Annotated in this window: 15 protein-coding genes; all 15 read right to left on the reverse strand. The window is 64.3% G+C overall.

Features of this window, described 5'->3' with window-relative positions; all coding sequences use genetic code 11:
• Window positions 1-5: 5 nt before the first annotated feature.
• The 15 genes from NYQ83_RS10715 to NYQ83_RS10785 all read right to left on the reverse strand — a co-directional run bounded on the left by NYQ83_RS10715 (window position 6) and on the right by NYQ83_RS10785 (window position 15,866).
• On the reverse strand, window positions 6-479 hold the full coding sequence (locus tag NYQ83_RS10715; protein ID WP_128291307.1) for a tripartite tricarboxylate transporter TctB family protein: 474 nt from the start codon (window positions 477-479) through the stop codon (window positions 6-8).
• 48 nt (window positions 480-527) lie between these two features.
• On the reverse strand, window positions 528-1,514 hold the full coding sequence (locus NYQ83_RS10720) for a tripartite tricarboxylate transporter substrate binding protein (protein ID WP_261214596.1): 987 nt from the start codon (window positions 1,512-1,514) through the stop codon (window positions 528-530).
• 211 nt (window positions 1,515-1,725) lie between these two features.
• Window positions 1,726-2,568 carry a fumarylacetoacetate hydrolase family protein gene (locus NYQ83_RS10725; protein WP_261214598.1) on the reverse strand — a complete coding sequence of 281 codons (843 nt, stop codon included), beginning with the start codon at window positions 2,566-2,568 and terminating at the stop codon, window positions 1,726-1,728.
• A 39-nt stretch (window positions 2,569-2,607) separates the two neighbouring features.
• Window positions 2,608-3,354, reverse strand: a complete 747-nt coding sequence (locus tag NYQ83_RS10730; protein ID WP_261214600.1) for an SDR family oxidoreductase — start codon at window positions 3,352-3,354, stop codon at window positions 2,608-2,610.
• A gap of 82 nt (window positions 3,355-3,436) precedes the next feature.
• Window positions 3,437-4,228, reverse strand: coding sequence for a GntR family transcriptional regulator (locus NYQ83_RS10735; protein WP_128291303.1), 792 nt, complete (start codon window positions 4,226-4,228; stop codon window positions 3,437-3,439).
• Window positions 4,212-5,111, reverse strand: a complete 900-nt coding sequence (locus NYQ83_RS10740) for an NAD(P)-dependent oxidoreductase (RefSeq protein WP_261214604.1) — start codon at window positions 5,109-5,111, stop codon at window positions 4,212-4,214. The genes NYQ83_RS10735 and NYQ83_RS10740 overlap by 17 nt, the downstream gene beginning before the upstream one ends.
• The gene (denD, locus tag NYQ83_RS10745) at window positions 5,111-6,103 is read right to left on the reverse strand and encodes a D-erythronate dehydrogenase (protein ID WP_261214606.1); all 993 of its coding nucleotides are present in this window, start codon (window positions 6,101-6,103) and stop codon (window positions 5,111-5,113) included. The genes NYQ83_RS10740 and denD overlap by 1 nt, the downstream gene beginning before the upstream one ends.
• Before the next feature lie 34 nt (window positions 6,104-6,137).
• Complete coding sequence (locus NYQ83_RS10750; protein ID WP_261214607.1) at window positions 6,138-6,890, reverse strand: SDR family oxidoreductase; 753 nt, start codon at window positions 6,888-6,890, stop codon at window positions 6,138-6,140.
• 160 nt (window positions 6,891-7,050) lie between these two features.
• Window positions 7,051-8,850 carry an IlvD/Edd family dehydratase gene (locus NYQ83_RS10755; RefSeq protein WP_261214608.1) on the reverse strand — a complete coding sequence of 600 codons (1,800 nt, stop codon included), beginning with the start codon at window positions 8,848-8,850 and terminating at the stop codon, window positions 7,051-7,053.
• 268 nt (window positions 8,851-9,118) lie between these two features.
• A complete protein-coding gene (locus tag NYQ83_RS10760) occupies window positions 9,119-10,594 on the reverse strand; it encodes a mannitol dehydrogenase family protein (RefSeq protein WP_261214610.1) in 1,476 nt (491 codons plus the stop codon).
• A gap of 232 nt (window positions 10,595-10,826) precedes the next feature.
• A complete protein-coding gene (locus NYQ83_RS10765) occupies window positions 10,827-11,600 on the reverse strand; it encodes an L-iditol 2-dehydrogenase (protein ID WP_261214612.1) in 774 nt (257 codons plus the stop codon).
• Window positions 11,597-12,598, reverse strand: a complete 1,002-nt coding sequence (locus NYQ83_RS10770) for an ABC transporter ATP-binding protein (RefSeq protein WP_092810514.1) — start codon at window positions 12,596-12,598, stop codon at window positions 11,597-11,599. Before NYQ83_RS10770 ends, NYQ83_RS10765 begins: the two co-directional genes overlap by 4 nt.
• An 82-nt stretch (window positions 12,599-12,680) precedes the next feature.
• Window positions 12,681-13,511, reverse strand: a complete 831-nt coding sequence (locus NYQ83_RS10775) for a carbohydrate ABC transporter permease (protein ID WP_128291296.1) — start codon at window positions 13,509-13,511, stop codon at window positions 12,681-12,683.
• Window positions 13,512-13,514: 3 nt separating this feature from the next.
• A complete protein-coding gene (locus NYQ83_RS10780; protein ID WP_128291295.1) occupies window positions 13,515-14,387 on the reverse strand; it encodes a carbohydrate ABC transporter permease in 873 nt (290 codons plus the stop codon).
• Between the two features lie 165 nt (window positions 14,388-14,552).
• Window positions 14,553-15,866: an ABC transporter substrate-binding protein gene (locus NYQ83_RS10785; RefSeq protein ID WP_128291294.1), complete on the reverse strand. Its 1,314-nt coding sequence runs from the start codon at window positions 15,864-15,866 to the stop codon at window positions 14,553-14,555.
• Window positions 15,867-15,886: the final 20 nt, after the last annotated feature.

Consider the following 15,886-nt stretch of genomic DNA (forward strand, 5'->3'; position numbering starts at 1 on the left):
CGCCATCACCACAAAAAGGAAAGAAAGTCGTTGCGCGGCAGCGGCACCAGGAGAAGCCGCCCGAAGGTCTGCTGCACCAGGATCGTGGCGAAGATCGCCACCGGCACGGCGACGATGATGCGCGTGCGCAAGGTCAGCATGAAGACGAGGAGAATGAGGAAGGCGATCGGCACGAAGCCGACGCGCTCGGAAAAGACGATATAGACGACGATCAGCGCCAAAGCCGTCGCCACCCCGACCACCGCCGCCGGCGATCTCGCCCAGTCGGCAAGCGCCACCGCCCGCCCGGGAAAGCCCGCCAGCGCGCTTTTCGCCACCATGAAGATGCCGAGCCCGGCCGCCACGATGCCGATCGCATTCGGCATGGTTTCGGCCCCATAGGCCTGGCCCGGAATGGGAGAGAAGTTCCTCGCGGAGACGAGGATCGCGGCCGCACCGATCAGAACCAGCACGCCGAGCACGAAATCATTGAATTTCATCGCAGGTTCCCGGCAGATGGCGGCGCCAGAAGACGCCGCCGATCGCCCTTATTCGGCCGCGAGCCCGGCCTCTTTCATGACGCGCCCAAGGCTCTCATCGTCGGATGCGACGACCTCCGTCGCCTCTTCCGGCCCCGCCCAGCGCATGCCGAACCCGCGATCGGCCATGAACTTCTTGTATTCTTCGCTGTTGTAGGCCTTCTCGACGGCCCCCGCGAGTTTCGCCTTCACGTCGTCCGGCAGACCCTTCGGCGCCGCAACGGTGCGCCACACCGCAAGCGTCCAGTCGGACCCTACGGCCTCTTTCAGCGTCGGCACGTCCGGGAACATCTCCTGGCGCTCCTCCGACATCGACGCGAGCGGGCGCACCTTGCCGGCCTCGATCATCGATCGGCCTTCCGCCAGCGACGACGGAACGAGGTCGACACCGCCCGCCACCATATCGGTGATGCCCGCGGCCGAGCCCTGGCTCGGCACCCAGGTGATCTGATCGGGCGGCAGATCTTCCGACAACATCCAGCCGAGAAGGCCGAGATGCCAGATGCCGCCCTGGCCCGTGCCGGACGCCTTCAAAGACCCCTTCGGCTCTGACTTGATCGCGTCGAGAAGATCCTGCGCCGTCTCGTAGTCGGAATCAGCCGACACCATGACGCCGCCCGGATCGGCATTCACCATCGCCAGGAAATCGAAGTCCTTGTAGGTGAGATCCGTCAGCCCCTGCCAATGCATCATGTCGATCTCGATCGTCACGATGCCGATCGTGTAGCCGTCCGGCCTGGCCGTCGCGATGGCGCTATGGCCGACGACGCCCGACCCGCCGGTGCGGTTGACGACATTGACCGGCACGCCGAGCTCTTCCTGCAAAATCGAAGCGAAGATGCGCCCGACGGCATCCGTGCCGCCGCCCGCACCCCACGGCACGATCATCTGGATCGGACGATTGGGATAATCGGATTGCGCCATCGCGGCCGGCGCGCCGAACACGGCTGTGGCGAGAAGCGCCGCGGCCGCGGCGAGAAAGGTTCTTTTGCGCATATGTCCTCCCGGTGCGCGATGTCTGTTCGCAGCAGGCCTCTTCTGCGGAGGCTCTGCCCGGCTGCGTCATGCGCAGCTCTTTTTGTTCACGGAGAGACTATCTCCCGCAGTACCCGGCAATGTCAATGTATACGTTGTGGCTAAGCCGAGAGCCGCAACGCTTTTCCATTCGCCGGCGCAGCATGGACTGCGCCGGCGGAAATCCTCCTCCTCAGGCCGCGACGACTGTCTGCCGCTGCGTGCCGAGCCCCTCGATGGCCAGTTCCATCACGTCGCCGACCTTCAGATAGACGGGCGGCTTCATGCCCATGCCCACGCCCGGCGGCGTGCCGGTGGAAATGACGTCGCCCGGCATCAGCGTCATGAACTGCGACAGATACGAAACGACATGCGGCACGTTGAAGATGAGCGTGTTGGTGTTGCCGCTCTGGCGCCGCTCGCCGTTGACGTCGAGATGCATGTCGAGATTGTGCGGATCGGCAACCGCATCGCGTGTGACGAGCCAGGGTCCGAGCGGGCCGAACGTGTCGTGGCTCTTGCCCTTCGTCCACTGGCCCATGCGCTTCGTCTGGAAGTCGCGTTCGGAGACGTCGTTCATGATGGCGAAGCCCGCCACATGCTGCATCGCCTCGTCTTCGGAGACGTATTTGGCGCGCTTGCCGATGATGACGGCAAGCTCCACCTCCCAGTCGAGCGCCTTGGAGCCGCGCGGCATCTCCACGTCGTCATTGGGCCCGCAGAGCGCCGACAACGCCTTGGCGAAGATGATCGGCTCGCTCGGCGGCTCCGCGCCCGTCTCCGCCGCATGGTCGGAATAATTGAGGCCGATGCACAGGATCTTCGAGACATGCCCGACGCAGGGGCCGAAACGCGGCGTGCCGTCGACCTTCGGCAGCGTGGTCGGATCGAGCGCGCGCAGTCTCTCGAGCCCGGCATCGGAGATCACCTCCCCGGCGATGTCGTCGACCTCGCCGGACAGATCGCGCAGCGCGCCCTCGTCATCGATGAGGCCGGGCTTTTCCTGGCCGGCAGGGCCGTAGCGAACGAGCTTCATGGCATCCTTTCTCGGATTGTCCTGGGGGATTTCTGAGGATCAGTAGACGGCGCGGCCGCCGGAAATGTCAAAGACGGCGCCCGTCGAAAACGAGCATTCCTCCGAAGCGAGCCAGCAGATCATCGCCGCCACCTCGGACGGCTCCACGAACCGGTTCATCGGGATCTTCGACAGCATGTAATCGATATGCTCCTGCGTCATCTGATCGAAGATCGCCGTGCGGGCCGCCGCCGGCGTGATGCAATTGACGAGGATGTTGTGGCCGGCGAGCTCCTTGCCGAGCGATTTCGTCAGCCCGATCAGCCCCGCCTTCGAGGCGGAATAATGCGAGGCGTTGGGATTGCCCTCCTTGCCGGCGATCGAGGCGACGTTGACGATCCGCCCGTAGCCCTTTTCGAGCATCAACGGCACGACGGCATGGCTCGTCAGAAACGGCGCGACGAGATTGACCTCGATCACCTTGCGCCAGGTGTCCGGATCGAGCTCCCAGGTCTTGGCATTGCCGCCGGTGATGCCGGCATTGTTGACGAGAATGTCGATGCCGCCGGCCTTCTGGGCCGCCTCTTTCGCGGCCTCCGCGACCGCTCCCGCATCGGTCAGCTCGACGACGGCACCGCTCGCTTTCTCGCCGAGTTCGCCGAGCGCCGTCTCGATCGCCTCCCCGTCGATGTCCCAGATGACGGCCCGCCCGCCGCTGTCGAGCACGCGTTTTGCGGTCGCAAAGCCGATGCCGCGGGCGCCGCCGGTGATGACGGCCGTGCGGTTTTCCAGGTCGATCCTGTTCATGGGGCGTGTTCCTCGTATCGTTTATCGCTGCCGCTTTGCCGCGGCTTGGTCGTTTGCGCAGAGAAGATGGATGCGGGCGGCCTCACGCCGGCCCCCGCCGCAGAAGTTCGAGCGCCAGCCGGTCGGCGCGGTCGCGGTGCTGCTGATGCAGGTGCGCCGCGCGACGGATATCGCGCTCCACCACCGCCTGAAGGATGGCGCGATGCTCGCGGTCCGACTGCGCCGTGCTCGGCCGCATATGCACGATCGCCATGCGCGCCCGGTATTGCTGGTCCCAGTATTGCCGCAGCGTCGCGCACAGCCGGTTGTTGCCGCTGAGGCTGACGAGCTCGGAATGAAATTGATCGTCGAGATGCGACCAGCGCACCGGGTCTTCGCGCTGCGTCGCCCGCTCCAGCTGGTCGAGAATGCCGGAAAGCCGCCGCCCGTCGTTCGTCTCGATGCCGCGCCTTGCGGCAAGCTCCACGGCCTTCACTTCGAGCGTCGAAAACACGTCGTAGATGTCGGAGAGATCGTCGATCGACTGCGCCCGCACGCTGATGCCGTGACGCGGGCGCACATCGACGAGCCCCTCCTCTTCGAGCTTGATCAGGGCTTCCCGCACCGGCGTGCGCGACAGGCCGAGAAGGTTCGCCACCTCCGCTTCGAGAAGCGTCGTTCCGGGCGGCAGCCGGCCTTCCATGATGCGGAATTTGAGCTCGTGATAGGCGCGCTCGCGCGCCGGCATGTCGGCGACGCCTTCAAGGCTCGGCCGCCCGCGCGCACCCGTCACCGCCGGCGGCACGGGCCGCCGCCGGGCATTGTCCGCCGGCGCTCTCACGCCCGCCGCATCCAGGGGCTCGCCGCCCGCAGCGTTGTCACGATCCTGTCTCATGTTTGATGCCGTTGAGCTCCGCCACGATGTCGGCGATGCGCGGCAGATATTCCTCGCCATGCCCGGTCGCATCGGCGGTGGCGAAATTGTTCTTCACCGCCGAGGAGACATGCGAGGCGATGCCGCTTTCGTTCGCCAGGGACACGACATAGCGCATATCCTTATGTGCATTCTTGAGCGCGAATTTGTGCGCCTCGGGATCGCGCTCCACCACCCATTTCATAAAAGTCTGGTAGAAGCCGCAATCCATCCGCCCGCCGCCGATGATGGAATGAAACGTCGCCGCATCGAGGCCGTTCTTCGCCCCGATCGCCAGCGCCTCCGAATAGATCGCGGCATAGCCGAGCGACAGGAAATTGTTGAGAAGTTTCATCGTGTGGCCGGCACCCGGCTCGCCGACGCGCACGATCTTGCCGGCCCAGGTGGCGATGATCGGCTCAACGCGGTCGAAATCCGCCTCGCTCGCCCCCACCATCGCATCGAGAAGCCCTTCCCAGGCCTCCTTCGGCGTGCGCGACAGAGGCGCATCGATGAGCATCGCGCCTTCCGCCCGGCACTTTTCGACGAGGGCGCGCGTCGACACCGGATTGCTGGTCGAGGTGTCGATGATCGTCTTGCCCGAAGCCCCCGCCGCCAGGATTTTTTCCACGACGGCCTCGACCTGCGGGCTTCCCGGCAGGCACAGAAAGATGACGTCGGAGGCCTCCGTCAGCGCCGCGACATTCTCCGCCTCCTTGGCGCCCCGGCCCTTCAGGTCCTCCACCGGCGCGCGGTTGCGGTGGCCGAGGATCGTCAGGGGATAGCCCTTTTCGACGAGATTCTTCGCCATGCCCTGGCCCATCAGCCCGACGCCGATGAAGCCGATCTGCGGTTTCTCGCTCATCATCCCGTCTCCTTTTCGCGTCGCGCCTCTTCGTCGGTGATATGCGCGCGGATGATGGAGGCGAAATCGGCATCGGCGGAAAAGCCCGCCTCGCGCGCCCGCTGTGTCTCGAAGTCGCGCGGCCAGCCATGGACCATGCCGCGGATCGCCTCGTCCGGCTCGCGCCGGATGCGCCCCGTGACCTCGTCGCCCGCCACCTCCTGCAGGGTCGCGATCATCTCGCCGACCGTCACCGAAAGCCCTGGCATGTTGAGCGAGCGCCGTGGCCCGAGCGTCGACGTATCCATTGTCGCCGCATGCACCAGGAAGCCGACGGCGGCTGCCGGGCTCGCGATCCAGTGGCGCACATCGTCCTCGACCGGCAGCACGGCCTCGATCCCCGCCAGCGGCTCGCGGATGATGCCGGAGAAGAAGCCGGACGCCGCCTTGTTCGGCTTGCCCGGCCGCACCACGATCGTCGGCAGGCGGATGCCCACCCCGTCGACGAACCCCTTGCGCGTGTAATCGGCGAGAAGCAGCTCCGAGATCGCCTTCTGCGTGCCGTAGCTCGTCAAAGGCGCCGACAAAAACGTGTCGGAAATTTTCTCCTCGAACGGCGCGCCGAAGACGGCGATCGAGGAGGTGAAGACGAGCCGCGGCCGATAGGCCTCGCCCGCCTGCCGGATCGCCTCCAGGAGATGGCGGGTGCCGTCGAGATTGATGCGGTAGCCCTTGTCGAAATCCGCTTCCGCCTCGCCCGAGACGATGGCCGCGAGATGGAAGATCACGTCCGGCTGGCGCGTGATCAGCCCTTCGACCGTCTCCGCGAACGCGATATCGCCCGCCTCGCAGGTCACCGTGATCGTCTCCGGCACATCCGGAAAGTCCGGCGCCACCACGTCGAAGGCATCGATGGCCGCAATCGCCCGCCCGCCGAGCTCCTTGTCCGCAAGCAGCCTTTCGACCAGGCGCCGCCCGACCATGCCGGCCGCGCCGAGCACCAATATCCGCATCAAATCCTCCCCGACCCTTCGGGCCTTTTATCGTTCAAAGCGACCAGCCGCCGTCGATCACCTGCGTCGTGCCGGTCGTGAAGCGGCTCTCGTCGGAGCCGAGATAGACGGCGAGATCGGCGATCTCGTCGGGCGTGCCGATCCGGCCGATCGGCTGGCGGTCGACGAACATCGCCCGCGCCTTTTCCACGCCGCCCACCTCTTCGCCGAGCGCGGAAATCCGCGCCTCGAGCGACGGGCTCTCGATCGTGCCCGGGCAGATGGCGTTGCAGCGGATGCCTTTGCGGATGAAGTCGATGGCGATCGAGCGCGTCAGTCCGATCACCGCCGCCTTCGTCGCCATATAGACGTAGCGATTGGGCGCGGCTTTGATCGAGGAGGCCGCCGACGACATGTTGATGATCGACCCGCCCCCGTTCTCCAGCATGCGCGGCAACAAGGCCGAGATCGTGCGGTGCATGGAGGTGACGTTGAGGTCGAAGGAAAAATCCCAGTCCTTGTCGTCGCAATCGAGCACCGTGCCGTGGTGCACGAAGCCCGCGCAATTGAAGAGGATGTCGGGCGTGTCGACGGTCTTCATATAGGAGCCGACAGCGCGCCCGTCCGTCACGTCGAGCACGGCCGTATCGACCTCGCCCAGAGTATTAAGCCCCTTCAGCTTCTCGGCGTCGAGATCGGTCGCATAAACCCGCGCCCCCTCTTCCAGAAACCGTTCCGCCACGCGGCGGCCGATCCCCTGCCCCGCCGCCGTGCACACTGCGATCTTTCCCTCAAGTCGCCGCCCCATCAGGCTTCCTCCGTTCCTCGTTTATTGGTTTTTGCGGGAGGGTTAGCCCCTCCACACGTTCTTGAGATGCTTTGCTTTTCACGCCGCCCGCCGCCCGTCTGACACCGGCCGCCGCGCCGGACGCGGAGCCCACGAAGCCATGACCTCTAGTGCATGACCTCTAGTGATTGTCGCGCGGAATGCCGCTCGTCTGGGCGATGCGGTGGTATTTGACCGCCGGCTCCAAAACCATGCCGGTTTCGAGCTGCGAGACCATGGCGCGCTGGATCTCCTGCCAGGGCGTCTGGCTCTCCGGGAAGGGATAGCCGCCCGCCTCTTTCAGCGCCTCGCGCCGCTGTTCAAGCTCCTCGTCGCTGATGAGGATATTCGCCTCCCCGCGGCCGAGATCGATGCGCACGCGGTCGCCCGTCTTCAAAAGTCCGAGACCGCCACCGGCCGCCGCCTCAGGCGAGGCATTGAGGATCGAGGGCGACCCCGACGTGCCCGATTGCCGCCCGTCGCCGATGCACGGCAGCGAATGCACGCCCCGCTTCAGGAGATAATCGGGCGCGCGCATGTTCACGACTTCCGCCGCCCCCGGATAGCCGATCGGCCCCGCCCCGCGCATGAACAGGATGGTGTTCTCGTCGATCTGAAGTTCCGGATCGTCGATGCGGTGATGATAATCCTCCGGCCCGTCGAAGACGGCCGCCTTGCCCTCGAACGCCATCGGATCGTCGGGATTGGAGAGATAGCGCTCCCGGAATTCGGTGGAGATCACCGAAAGCTTCATGATCGCCGAGGAAAAGAGATTGCCCTTGAGGACGCGGAACCCCGCACCCTTCAAAAGCGGCTGGTCGAACGGGCGGATAACGTTGAGATCGGCAATCTCGGCGCCGCGGCAATTGTCGCCCATCGTCTGCCCATTCACCGTGATCGCACCTTCGTTGATGAGCCCCGCCCCCATCAATTGGTTGACGACCGCCGGCACGCCGCCCGCGTGATAATAATCCTCGCCGAGATATTCGCCCGCCGGCTGCAGATTGACGAGAAGCGGAATGTCCTCGCCATAGGTCTGCCAGTCGTCGATCGAAAGCTCCACGCCCACATGCCGCGCGAGCGCGTTGAGATGGATCGGCGCGTTGGTCGAGCCGCCGATCGCCGAATTCACCCGGATCGCATTGATGAAGGCATCGCGCGTCAGGATATCCGACGGCTTCAGGTCGTCGCGCACCATGTCGACGATGCGAAGCCCCGTCAGATACGAGACCTCCTGCCGGTCGCGGTAGGGTGCCGGGATCGCGGCCGACCCCGGCAATTGCATGCCGAGCGCTTCGGCGAGCGAATTCATCGTCGAGGCGGTGCCCATCGTGTTGCAATAGCCGGTCGAAGGCGCCGAGGAGGCGACGAGCTTGACGAAGCCCGGATAATCGATCTCGCCCGCGGCCAGCAATTCGCGCGCCTTCCACACGATCGTGCCGGAGCCCGTCCGCTCGCCGCGGAACCAGCCGTTCAGCATCGGCCCGACGGAGAGCGCGATCGCCGGAATGTTGACCGTCGCCGCCGCCATCAGGCACGCCGGCGTGGTCTTGTCGCAACCGATCGTCAGAACGACGCCGTCGAGCGGATAGCCGTAGAGCACCTCGACGAGCCCGAGATAGGCGAGATTGCGATCGAGCGCCGCCGTCGGCCTCTTGCCCGTCTCCTGGATCGGATGCACCGGAAACTCGATCGCGATGCCGCCGGCCTCGCGGATGCCGTCGCGCACGCGCTTGGCGAGCTCCAGATGATGCCGGTTGCAAGGCGAAAGATCCGACCCCGTCTGCGCGATGCCGATGATCGGTTTGCCCGATTGCAGCTCTTCCTGGGACAGGCCGAAATTCAGGTAGCGCTCGAGATAAAGCGCCGTCATATCGGGGTTGTCGGGATTGTCGAACCAGGCACGCGAGCGCAGTTGCGGCAGATTGGCAGCGTCGGTCATCTCATCTCCAAAGGGTTTGACCCGCCGGAAAGGCTCGTTGCGGGTCGCCCGATTGCCAACAACGTATACCTCATTGTTAGGGCCTTTCAACGGCCTTTAGGTAGAGAACTGGCCAGGCGGAAATCCTACTGCATACGCAAAATGCGGGCGAAAGCCCGCTCCGCCTAGCGCGCCCGCCGCGCAAATCCCCCAAAAATCGAGAAAGAAAAAGGCCCACCCGCAACCGGTGCGGGCAGGCCTCTGCAGAAAGCGAAATGTCGATGCGCGGTTAGCGCGTGCCGTCGAGATAGCGCTGAAGCGTCTTCTCGGTCCCCTCGTCCCACAGCGTGCGCAGCCAATGCGCGAAAAGCTCGCGGAAATCGTCGGAGCGCCCGACATCGCCGTAGACATCGTCCATGCCGAGCCATTCGCCGGGATCGGCGCGCGCCGCCTGCGCCTTCGGCACGAGCAGATCCCAGTTCGGGTCGTTCGGCTCGATGACGGCCCCGCTTTCCGTCTCGCCGAAGCAATAGCGGCACCAAAGCGCCGATTCGAGCGCGAGGCCGGTCACGTCGCGCCCATCCTTCAGCCGGTCGGCGATCGTCGGCACGATGAATTTCGGCTGCCGGTTGGAGCCGTCGAGACAGAGACGGCGCACCGTGTCGCCGATCTTCGGATTGGCGAAGCGGCGCTTGATCTCGCCGAAATAGACCTGGAGATCCGTATCCGGCACCGGCGGCACGGCCGGTACGATCTCATCCTGCTCGATCTTCTCCAGGAACGCCGCCACGAGCGGATGCTCCATCGCCTCGTGCACGAAATGGATGTCGAGAAGCCCCGCCGGATAGGCGATCACCGCATGCCCGCCGTTCAGAATGCGGATCTTCATGATCTCGAACGGCGTCACGTCCGGCACGAACTGCACGCCGACAGTCTGAAGCGCCGGCCGCCCGGCCGGGAAATTGTCCTCAAGCACCCATTGCTTGAAATCCTCGCAGAACACCGGCCAGGCATCTTCGACGCCGAATTCCTCTTCAAGCAGCCGCCGCTCCCGATCCCCCGTCGCCGGCGTAATCCGGTCGACCATGCCGTTCGGAAAGGCGACGTTCTCGGTGATCCAGTCGGCGAAGGCGGGGTCTGACAGCCGCGCCGTCCCGGCGACGGCGTTCTTCGCCACCACGCCATTGTGGGGGATGTTGTCGCACGACATCACGGTGAAAGCCTGAAGTCCGCGGCCCCGCCGTTCCTTGAGCCCCGCAGCAATCAGCCCGAAGACGGTCTTCGGATCGTCGGGCGTCTTGCCGTCGGCGGCGATTGCCGGATGCTCCGGATTGAAGCGCCCGGTGGAATCGATGAAGTAGCCGCCCTCCGTCACCGTCAGCGAGACGATGCGGATTGAGGGATCGGCGAGTTTTTCGATGATCGCCTGCGCATCGCCCACGGGCAGCATCCCGACCATGGCGCCGGTGACGCGCGCATTGGAAGCTGCCGCCGACTGATCGACGACCGTCGTCAGAAAATCCTGGCCGCTGAGCGCCTGGCGCATCTTTTCGTCGCCCGCCATGACGCCGGCGCCGAGGATCGCGAAATCGTGGTCGCGCCCGGTTTCAAACAGCTCGTCGAGATAGACGGCCTGATGCGCGCGGTGAAAATTGCCGATGCCGAAATGCAAAATCCCGGCCGACAGCCCGGCCCGGTCATAGCCGGGGACATGCACCCTCGGCGCCATTTCGCTCAGGTTCTCGGCTGAAAGCTTCGTCGTCATGTCACTCCTTCCGGGGTGGAGGAACGTCCTCTCCGAACCCCTCGGGGGCCGTGCCCCATTCGGTAAGTCCGCACTTCCCGGCCCTGCGAGACCGCGCGAAGAGCGGATCGTCATGCGTCCCCCTCCCCCTTGTGGGGAGGGGACAGGGGTGGGGGTCGTCGGTCAGAAGAAGGGCCTGTATGAATTCGCAAGCACAGCCCCCACCCGCGAGCTTCCGGTTGGGATGCCCCCCTCAACTCATCCAATTGCCGCCGTCGACATTGTAGGTCTGGGCGACGATGTAATCGGCCTCCGCACTTGCCAGAAACACGGCCATGCCGGTCAGATCCTCCGCCCGGCCCATGCGCCCGTAAGGCACCGCCTCGCCGACGAGTTGCTTCTTTTCGCCGAGCCGCCGGTTCTCGTACTTGGCAAAGAGCGCATCGACCCCGTCCCAGTGCTCGCCGTCGACCACGCCCGGCGCGATCGCATTGACGTTGATCTTGTGCTGGATGAGATCGAGCCCCGCCGATTGCGTGAGGCTGATCACGGCTGCCTTCGTCGCGCAATAGACCGCGACGAGCGCTTCCCCGCGCCGCCCCGCCTGGCTTGCCATATTGATGATCTTGCCGCCTTCGCCCTTGTCGATCATCGCCTTCGCCACCGCCTGCAGCATGAAGAGCGTGCCGGAGACGTTGATCGCAAAGAGCCGGTCGAAACTCTCCCGGCGGATCTCCACGATCGGCGAAAGATCGAAGAGGGCGGCGTTGTTGATCAGAATGTCGATGCGCCCGGTGCGGTCCAGAACCCGCGCCACCGCCGCGTCGATCGAGGCCTGATCGGTGACGTCGAGCGGCACCGCATAGGCCGCCTCGCCGATCTCGGCTGCCGTCTCTTCGGCGCGTTCGAGGTTGATGTCGGCGATCGCCACCCTCGCCCCTTCGCGCACATAGGCCTCGGCAAAGGCGCGCCCGATGCCGCGCGCCGAGCCGGTGATGATGGCGGATTTGCCTTCCAGCCGCCTCATGACAGCGCCATGCCCTCGGCATCGAAGCGATGGATCTTGTCGTCCTGCGGCGTCAGAAACACGCGGTCGCCGTGGCGCACCGGAAACTCGCCGTCGGCGCGTGCCGTCAGCATGCCGGCGCGTTCGGTCTCCACATGCAGAAACGTGTCGGAGCCGAGATGTTCCGAAACGCTGACAGTGCCTTCCCAGCGGCCTTCTTCGAGCGACAATTGCATATGCTCCGGCCGGATGCCGACCTTCGCCGCATCGCGCCGCTCCGCCACCGCACCCTCGATGAAATTCATCTTCGGCGAACCGATGAAGCCCGCAACGAAGAGATTGCGCGGCTTGGAATAGAGTTCGAGCGGCGTGCCCACCTGCTCGATGATACCGGCGCGCAGGACGACGATGCGGTCGGCCATGGTCATGGCCTCCACCTGATCATGCGTGACGTAGATCATCGTCGTCTCGAGCTTGTTGTGCAGCTCGGAGATTTCGAGGCGCATATTCACCCTGAGCGCCGCATCGAGGTTGGAGAGCGGCTCGTCGAACAGGAACGCCGCCGGCTCGCGCACGATCGCCCGCCCGATGGCGACACGCTGGCGCTGGCCGCCTGAAAGCTGCCCCGGCCGCCGGTCGAGATAATCAGTGAGGTTCAGAACGCGCGCCGCATCGTCGATCTTACGGTCGATCTCGGCCTTGTCGAACCCCGCCATCTTCAAAGGGAAGGCGATGTTCTTCCGCACACTCATATGCGGGTAGAGCGCGTAGGACTGGAACACCATGGCGAGACCCCGCTTGGCCGGCGGCGTTTCCGTGGCGTCCCGCCCGTCGATCTTGATCTCGCCGGACGTCACGTCTTCGAGCCCCGCAATCAGCCGCAGAAGCGTCGACTTTCCGCAGCCGGACGGGCCGACGAAGACGATGAATTCGCCATCCTCGATTTCGAGATCGAGCGGCGGGATCACCTGGACATTGCCGAAAGTCTTGGTGATCTGGTTGAGCGAGATGTGTCCCATATCCGTCCCTTTTCGCCGCGTTTGTCGCCGCGCCGTTTATTGTCGGCTGCCGCCGGGCGGCAGCCGCGTCTTGGCCGCGCCCCTATTTGACCGCCCCAAAGGTGAGCCCACGCACGAGCTGCTTCTGGCTGAACCAGCCGAGGATCAAAATCGGCGCGATCGCCATGGTCGAGGCGGCGGAAAGCTTGGCGTAGAAAAGCCCCTCCGGGCTCGAATAAGACGCGATGAACGCCGTCAGCGGCGCCGATTTCGCGGCCGTCAGGTTCAAGGTCCAAAACGCCTCGTTCCAGGCGAGGATGATGTTGAGGAGAAGCGTCGAGGCGATCCCCGGCACCGCCATCGGCGTCAGCACGTAAAGGATCTCCGAGCGCAGCCCCGCCCCGTCCATCCGCGCCGCCTCCAGGATCTCGCCCGGAATCTCGCGGAAATACGTGAACAGCATCCAGATGATGATCGGCAGGTTGATCAGCATCACCACGATGACGAGCCCGGTCAGCGTGTCGAGAAGCCCGGCATCGCGGAAGATGAGATAGATCGGGATCAAGACGCCGACGGGCGGCAGCATCTTGGTCGACAGCATCCACATCAACACATTCTTGGTCTGCTTGCTCGGCACGAAGGCCATCGACCACGCCGCCGGAATGGCGACGAGGAGGCCCAGAACCGTCGAGCCGATCGAGATCACCACCGAATTCCAGAAATGCCGGAAATAGGCGGAGCGCTCCTGCACCTCGACGTAATTGTCGAGCGTCCAGTCGAAGAACACGAAGGAAGGCGGCGAAGCGATCGCCTCCGCCTCCGTCTTGAAGCTCGTCAGGATCGTCCACAGGATCGGAAAGAAGATCAGGAAACCGATCGTCCAGGCGATCAGCGTGAAGAGCAGCTTTCGACCTTTTGTCGGAGTGTGGGCCATGGCTCAGACGTCCAGGTTCTTGCCGATCATCCGCATCAGGAAGATCGCGACGATATTGGCGAGAATAACGGCGACGATGCCGCCGGCCGATCCGCCACCCACGTCGAACTGCAGGAGCGACTGGGCGTAGACGAGATAGGTGATGTTGGTCGTGGCATAGCCCGGCCCGCCATTGGTGGTGACGAGGATCTCCGCGAACACCGAAAGCAGGAAGATCGTCTGAATGAGCACGACGACGGTGATGGCGCGTGCCAGATGCGGTAGCATGATGTGGAAGAAGCGGCTCAACGGCCCCGCCCCGTCCATCTCGGCGGCTTCCAGCTGGTCGCGGTCGAGCGATTGCAGCGCCGTCAAAAGGATCAGCGTCGCAAAAGGCAGCCACCCCCATGAGACGATGAGGATGATGGAGGCGAGCGGCGCCTGTCCCAGAAAGTCGAAGGGCTGCATCCCGAGCGCCCGAAAAATGTTCGCGAAGAGCCCGTTCACGGGATTCATGAACATGTTCTTCCACACGAGCGCGGAGACCGTCGGCATGACGAAGAACGGCGCGATCACCAGAACCCGCACGATCCCCTGCCCCCACATCGGCTGATCGAGCAGGATCGCCAGAAGCACCCCGCCGACGATGGTGATGACGAGAACACCCCCGACGAGGAGAAGCGTGTTGATGAGCGCGGAGAAGAACGCCGGATCGGTCAGGAAGAACCGATAATTCATGAAGCCGATGAAATCGTGCGCTCCCGGCATCAGAAGATTGTAGCGCAGGAACGAGAAGTAGAGCGTCATCGACAAGGGGATCAGCATCCAGCCGAGCAGAAGAAGCACGGCGGGAGAGATCATCAGTCGCGCGGCGGAACGCGAATGCGCAGTGGCCATGAGCGAACCCTTTCGGGCGATGAGAAACGAGCCGGTGAAGAGGGCCCGGGCGGACGCCGCAACGACATCCGTCCGCGCCGATCATGTCGAGGCGGTCACGGCGTCGGCGACCGCCCCAGGCAGGTTCGTGAAGCCGGCGATATGCGGCCGGTCACGCGCCGCGCATCACTTCGGATAGCCGGCCTTCGTCATCTCGCGGTTCGTCAGCTGCTGGGCGTTCTGGATCGCCTGGTCCGCACTCATCTGTCCGGCGAGAGCAGCTGAGAACATCTGCCCGACGGCCGTGCCGATGCCCTGGAACTCCGGAATGGCGACGAACTGTCCGCCCGTATACGGCACGTCCTGAACGGACGGTTTGTCGGGCGTCGCCGCCTGCATCGAGTTCAGCGTCATTTCCGCAAATGGCGCTTCCTTCTGGTATTCCTCGTTCTCGTAGAGCGAGGTGCGGGTTCCCGGAGGTGCCGCGCGCCAGCCTTCCTTCTCGGCGACGAGCTTCGTGTAATCCTTCGATGTCGCCCAGGCGATGAACTGCTTGGCGGCATCCTCCGAATCCGTCGACGTCGGAATGGCGAGGTTCCACGACCACAGCCAGTTGCCGTGGTTGTCGACGCCTTCCTTGTTCGGGAACTGCGCGAAGGCGACCTTGTCGGCAACGGTGGATTCGTCAGGATCGGTCACGAAGGAGGCAGCGACCGTGGCGTCGATCCAGATGCCGCATTTGCCCTGCTGGAAGAGCGACAGGTTCTCGTTGAAGCCGTTCGAGGAGGCTCCCGGAGGCCCGTATTCGTTCATCATGTCGAGGTAGTCGTTGACCGCCGCTTTCCATTCGTCGCTGTCGAGCTGGGCCTTCCAATCCTTGTCGAACCAGGCCGCGCCGTAGGAATTCGCCATGGCGGTCAGAAACGCCATGTTCTCGCCCCAGCCCGGCTTGCCGCGCAGGCAGATGCCGTAGACCTCGTTGGACTTGTCGGTCATCGCCTCGGCAGCTTTCTTGATGTCCGCCCAGGTCGGCTGATCGGGAATTTCCACACCGGCCTTCTCGGCGAGATCGGTGCGGTACATGACCATCGCCGATTCCCCGTAGAACGGCGCCGCATAGAGCTTGTCCTCATAGGTCAGCGCACTGCGGATAGACGGCAGGATATCGTCGGTGTCGTAGCCGTCCGGCATGTCGTCGAGAGCGACGAGCCAGTTCTGCTTCGCCCAGATCGGCACTTCGTAATTGCCGATGGTCATGACGTCGTACTGACCGCCCTTGGTGGCGATATCCGTCGTCACGCGCTGGCGCAGAACGTTTTCTTCCAAAGTCACCCATTCCAACTGGATATCGGGATGATTTTTGGTGAAATCCTCGGCGAGCTTCTGCATGCGGATCATGTCGCCATTGTTGACGGTGGCGATGGTGATCGTTTCGGCATGCGCTGCGGCAGTGAAGGCGAGGACGGATACAGCGCCGACCGCCCAAAGGGAGCGTCTCATCAGGTTTCCTCCGTTGCGCG

The sequence above is a fragment of the Afifella sp. JA880 genome (genome assembly GCF_025379905.1).
GTDB lineage: Bacteria > Pseudomonadota > Alphaproteobacteria > Rhizobiales > Afifellaceae > Afifella > Afifella aestuarii.